Source organism: Micromonospora sp. 4G55, assembly GCF_016803375.1.
Genome location: NZ_JAEVHN010000457.1, coordinates 1 through 5,061 on the forward strand (window position 1 = coordinate 1; position 5,061 = coordinate 5,061).

8 protein-coding genes are annotated in these 5,061 nt (G+C 64.3%); 6 read left to right on the plus strand and 2 right to left on the minus strand.

Translation table 11 applies throughout. The annotated features are described in order from the left end of the window. Nucleotides 1–80: 80 nt before the first annotated feature. Nucleotides 81–512 carry a hypothetical protein gene (locus tag JNW89_RS27240; protein ID WP_238451206.1) on the minus strand — a complete coding sequence of 144 codons (432 nt, stop codon included), beginning with the start codon at nucleotides 510–512 and terminating at the stop codon, nucleotides 81–83. 65 nt (nucleotides 513–577) lie between these two features. Beyond that, the gene (locus JNW89_RS27245) at nucleotides 578–1,381 is read right to left on the minus strand and encodes a hypothetical protein (protein WP_238451208.1); all 804 of its coding nucleotides are present in this window, start codon (nucleotides 1,379–1,381) and stop codon (nucleotides 578–580) included. A 525-nt stretch (nucleotides 1,382–1,906) separates the two neighbouring features. Here JNW89_RS27245 and JNW89_RS27250 point away from each other — a divergent pair. From JNW89_RS27250 to JNW89_RS27275, 6 genes are read left to right on the plus strand one after another with little or no spacing between them, the layout of a single operon-like run. Then, nucleotides 1,907–2,125, plus strand: coding sequence for a hypothetical protein (locus tag JNW89_RS27250; protein WP_238451210.1), 219 nt, complete (start codon nucleotides 1,907–1,909; stop codon nucleotides 2,123–2,125). After that, nucleotides 2,125–2,610: a hypothetical protein gene (locus JNW89_RS27255; RefSeq protein WP_238451211.1), complete on the plus strand. Its 486-nt coding sequence runs from the start codon at nucleotides 2,125–2,127 to the stop codon at nucleotides 2,608–2,610. The genes JNW89_RS27250 and JNW89_RS27255 overlap by 1 nt, the downstream gene beginning before the upstream one ends. Nucleotides 2,611–2,668: 58 nt before the next feature. Then, a complete protein-coding gene (locus JNW89_RS27260; RefSeq protein WP_238451212.1) occupies nucleotides 2,669–3,334 on the plus strand; it encodes a hypothetical protein in 666 nt (221 codons plus the stop codon). Then, nucleotides 3,331–3,882, plus strand: coding sequence for a hypothetical protein (locus tag JNW89_RS27265; RefSeq protein ID WP_238451214.1), 552 nt, complete (start codon nucleotides 3,331–3,333; stop codon nucleotides 3,880–3,882). The genes JNW89_RS27260 and JNW89_RS27265 overlap by 4 nt, the downstream gene beginning before the upstream one ends. Further along, on the plus strand, nucleotides 3,879–4,211 hold the full coding sequence (locus JNW89_RS27270) for a hypothetical protein (protein WP_238451215.1): 333 nt from the start codon (nucleotides 3,879–3,881) through the stop codon (nucleotides 4,209–4,211). Before JNW89_RS27265 ends, JNW89_RS27270 begins: the two co-directional genes overlap by 4 nt. Further along, nucleotides 4,208–4,876, plus strand: a complete 669-nt coding sequence (locus JNW89_RS27275) for a hypothetical protein (protein ID WP_238451217.1) — start codon at nucleotides 4,208–4,210, stop codon at nucleotides 4,874–4,876. The genes JNW89_RS27270 and JNW89_RS27275 overlap by 4 nt, the downstream gene beginning before the upstream one ends. Nucleotides 4,877–5,061 lie beyond the last annotated feature (185 nt).

The window sequence follows — 5,061 nt, forward strand, 5'->3', positions numbered from 1 at the left end:
AAGATCCACTCCGGCCGGGCTGAGGAGATCACCTGCATCAGGACATCTTCGATGATCGTCCTCAAGGGACACCTGCCGGGTTACGAGACGTCCCTTAGGTGCCTATCGAAGAACTCGTCGTAGTGCTCGTACGCATCGCGGACCGCCTTCACGTCCAAGATATGGCAGTCGTCTTCCACGTCCAGCATCTTTCGAAGTTTCTCGCCGCGCTCGTCCGCATACTTCTGGCTCTGCTGCTTTGTTAGGCCAGGATATTCCCTAACAGGACCTGGCTTGAGCAGTCGAGCAATACAGATGGTCGCGAAGAGGGTGTTCTGAAGTGCACCCCAGACCCTGGGGTCATGAGGGTTCTTCGTCTCCCGGCCGCGCATGATCGCGTGGAAGATGCTGTTGCTGGCAATCTCAGCCTGCCGGTCCAGCTCGTCCAGGTAGAACGAATCCCTGGCCGCTTCCCGAGCATCTTCCGTCGTAAAGCCGATTGTGGCCATAGGGATGCGCTTCTCTTCAGTCACTGAGACAGTGTGTCGCTGTGTATGCCTCTCGGCAAGCCGTTTCGACATCGATCGTGGGCCCCTCCCTACGAAATGGCCCTGTCCTGTCCGACGTGCGCCGTGCCTCGACGCGCCAGGAGGTGCTGAGCCCGGTCGACCAGAAGCGCCGCAGCCTTCACGGCGGAGTGGAGCAGCGGTGTGGGAGCCGTGACGCGGTACGTGCCGACGCCTGGTTCGTGCGGTCCAACCATCTCCAAGTCGAAGAAGGGGAGAATCCAGGTATCGCCGTGCGCCACGGCGCTGCACATCTTCCACATGATGTAGACCAGGTTGTTCTCGCCGTCGACAAGGTCGGTGAATCGGCCGGCCTCTTCAAGGTAGTCCTGGTACGTGGGCTTCCCCTTCAGCCTCGCGCGGTCGATCCTTGCCGCATCGGCAAGGCCCAGCACGCGATCCCTGCGGCGCTGAATGCCTTCCTTCTGCGGTAGATGAGCCTCGTTGAGCAACCCTTCCGCCTGCTTGATGCTGGCCAACTCGTACCAAAGCCGACGCCGGATGCGCTCCTGGCGGTTGCTGGGAGCAAGCATCCAGATGGCGGCCGAGGCGTTTTCCAGCGCTCCACGGGTGAGCGTGAACGGGGCGTAGGTGTGGAGACCAATCTGTCCGTCGCCCTTGCCGGTAAGCGCCATCCGCATCGAATGGAGATGGTCCACCGCTATCCCGATGGAGTAGATGACGGCGTGACTGATCTGGTGAGGATCGGTACGGGCGTTGTCCGTCGCCAGCGAGCTACCCGGTTGGACTGGAGGTGACTCCTGTCCTGCCCACTGCTCCGCCATGCGCAGGATCTCGAAGATCTTGTTGATCAGTTCACGGTCCTCGTCGCTCACGCTCACAGCCGGCCACCGTACGCCGTGCCTGCCGTTCGTGCTACCGCCTACTGCACAGGCGACGCCCGTTTCGTGCAGGCGAATGGCTCCTAAATCAAACTCCCGGAACGTGCGCGAAAATGATCCCCGGAACGTTTTGACGGACTGGAAGGGGCGCTAATGGGCGCTCGGGGAAAGCTGCCGGAGTTCCCAGTATCGCTCGATGTCTCGATGTCCGAGGCCCAGCGATACCGATTGAGAAGTCTTGCGGCGCAGCGTGCCGCTTCCCTAGCGGGAACAGTTCGCTGGCTGGTGGACAAGGAATGGGAAAGCCGCACTACTGACGAAGGGGTGAAGAATGCCGCACGAGAGGGCTGACGAAGAGGGCCGTGTGACGGCCCTGGGTCTGTTCCATCGAACGATCAGCGAGGTGGAGGACGCCATCTTGCAGGCGAAGGCTCGGCAGGCATATCGGACGGCGGGAGAACAGGCAGCCGGCGAGCAACCCATCGACCTCAACCGGTGGCCTGCCGTGGGGAACAAGGCGTGAACCCCTACCGGTCGGCCACCGACCACCTGTCCTCCCTGGTAGATCGCACGGATGAGAGCGAGTTCGGCGGTGTGGACGGACTGACGCAGCCGCACCCGCACGAGCCGACCGCCTCGGAAACTCTCCGGGCGATCTACCAGACCGACCCGACCGATCACACGGCGCACGTCGACACCGACCAGCAGGCGCCCTCTCCACACCAAGGGAACTACTGATGAACCTCAACGTCACGCGACTTGCTGCCATGCGGGAAGAGATCGACCGGGCGGAACTCAACGCCGCAGACAGGGACGTCCTGGAGCGGGCCTATACCGCTGCTCGGAAGGAGTGGCGGGTCCGGAGGAAGAAGCAGTATCGGGCCGAGATCGAGTCCCGCGACGAGTCTCACGACGAGCTGGTCTACCGGGCGCGGAAGCATGGCCCCAAGGAGCTTCGGAAGATCAAGACGGACCTGGAGGAGGGACGTATCACGCCCCAGGAAGCCGAGGGCAAGATGCGGAACTTCGTCGCGGAGCACGGACGCCTGTCCGACTTGCACCGGTCGCTGATCGAGGCCGACGACCGCCTCACTGACCTCTTCGCAAAGCCGTTGGACGAGATCCAGGCGGAGGCCGACCTGACGGGACGGTTCCCCGCACTGGCCGGCTCTCCTCGCACGCTGGGCGACTATGTCCGCCACGTGCAGGAGCCGGGGAACTGACGACCAGGGAGGGTCGGGCTACCGCGCCTGGCCCTCCCTCGCACACGGGAGGTGTGGTGTGGGCAATCGGGAACTGAGCAAGGACCCGCACAGGATCCGCACGAGGCTTCGTCGGGGCACCAACCCCAAACGGGACCTGGCAATGCTCGATGAGGTCGGGTACAAGCCGGTCTCTGAGTGGGACGACGAGGAACTGGCTAGAGGCCGGCCGCGGAACAGCCGAGGTTCGTTTTCTGGAGGGCCGACGCCGAAGTGGCTGACCCCGGTTGTTGAGGAGGAGCGCCGGAAGCGACTCAAGCAGGCGACCTTCGACCGGCTGATGACTCACTCGCTGCGCGCGATGGAAGTCATGGGGGAGTTGGTCAACGACCCCGAGACGCCGGCCAGCGTTCGGGCGGACATCGCGAGGTTCATCTACGAACAGCAGCACGGCAAGGCCAAGTCGAAGGTCGACGTGGACGCGACGGTCGGGCCTCGCGACGCCCTCTTCCCCGCGATCGTCCTAGACGACGGCCTGCCGCAGGACATCCGGCACTTGAGGAACATGCTTTCAGAGGAAGAGTTCCGGCAGTTGACGAATATGCCGGGAGTCGTTGACGGCCAGGTCGTGGACGAGGATGACCGGCCGAAGGACGCCGTGATCCCGGCCGAGGGTGTGGACGACGAGGAACGGATGCTCCTACACCTCCGCGACGGGCACGCCGAGGGGCGGGTCTCGCGATGAAAGGAAAGAGAAAGCTTCAACCGCTGACGTCGGAGATCGTCGTCACCTTCAACGGCAGTCACCTCGATCTGTCTCGGCTCCGGGGCGGTGGCAAGGACTGCACGACCGATCTCGCCGCGATCTACACGGAGATCTACAACCGCCTACGAGAGCACGGCTTGGTCTTCCGTCCTCCGGCTGAGAACACCGTCAGTTGGGCCGAGCAGGTCACCGGACCTGACGGCACGGAAGCCCTCGGGGGTTGGGATCCTGACACCCGGCACTTCGTCCTGCATGTCGACCTGGCGCTCGTGCCTGAGCTGGTCCGAGACGTGGTGGCGCATGAGGTCGTCCACCAGATCATCACCGAGTACCCGCAGCCGTTCGACCACCACAGCGGCGGGCACGGGGACCGCTTCTACGCGGTCGCTCAGGTGGTCGCCCAGGCGCTAGACATGCCCACACCCGCCCGCGCCACCGTGGCGGTGTGGCCGACTCTTGACCGGCCTACGGGTTACTACGGCCCGCTCGTCTCGTACCGGGGTCGCACCCTCCGGAGGGCGGCATGACGGCGGAGGAGTTCATCGCGGGCATCCCTGACGAGCTAACCGGGGAGGCCCTGTCTCGCGCGGTAGAGGCGTCCCGTCGGCGGAAGCCGAGGGTCACGATCATGCCGGATCAGTACCGGTCGCGGTGGGCCAGTGCGCGGGCCGAGGCCAAGCGCGCAGTCCTCGCGGACAGGGACCTCAAGGCGACAGCACGAGATGCCGTCTGGGCTGCGGTGTCGGCAGCTATGGACGCGGCAGCCGCCTACGCCGTACGAGACCACATCGACCCCGACGACTTCGCGGCGTTGCTTGCCCCGTGGTCGTACCTGACCGAAGGAGAGACGGCGTGAGTAACGTATCCGTCGAGATCAGCGGGGACGGGGGAGACGGCAGCGTCCGTATCACCGGTGGTGAGAACGCCTTGGTGCCCCGCGCGGGCATGAGGGTCCACGATCCCAACGGGGCGGGCAGTGTCGCCCATGAGGGGCATGTCTACGGCCCGACGAAGGTGGAGATCGGAGAGCTGAGCGATGGCGACTACGGGATCGCTGTCGTCAACGAAGCGGGGAAGCTCGTCAAGCTCGAAGACTTCATCTTCGGTCCGCAGAAGGCGAAGAAGACCACGGTTGGCCAGACGTCTTCCACCAGCTACACGAACCTGAGCGATGGGGTCGGCCCGGCCATCAGCAGCGTCAAGATTGGCGAACTGGGGCGAGCGATCGTGACCCTGACTGCGTACATGGAGCCTCCTCCCGGCGGGATGGCGCTAATGGGCGTCGAGGTCAAGCGCACCGACGGGAGCTTTGCCATCGCTCCGGACGATTTCGACAGTCTCTCGATCGGGGGAGGCGACGCGACTCAGCTCATTGCCGTGAATGGTCGGTCCTCCGTCACCGTCTTTATCGAGGGGCTCTTCCCAGGCACCTACAACTTCACCGCGAAGTACCGGGTGGAGGTATGGAACGGCCAATCTGCCGTCTTCGCCAATCGCGTCATCACGGTCCAGCCGTACTGAGCGGCCGGGTGTGGGCGGTACCCCCGACGCACCGTGACAACGCTTCTGCGGACAACTGAACACCCTTAGCCAGCGCCTCCCACCGTCACCGGTCGGGGGGTGTTGGCCAGTCGACGGACGTAGCCTGTTCAGTCCTCGTCGGTCGGGCTGGGGCGGTTCTTGGCGATCCAGGATCGGACGGCCTT

Coding starts and splice junctions, on each gene's coding strand:
- JNW89_RS27255 (WP_238451211.1), top strand. CDS start 2,125: ATGAACCTCAACGTCACGCGACTTGCTGCCATGCGGGAAGAGATCGAC.
- JNW89_RS27270 (WP_238451215.1), top strand. CDS start 3,879: ATGACGGCGGAGGAGTTCATCGCGGGCATCCCTGACGAGCTAACCGGG.
- JNW89_RS27265 (WP_238451214.1), top strand. CDS start 3,331: ATGAAAGGAAAGAGAAAGCTTCAACCGCTGACGTCGGAGATCGTCGTC.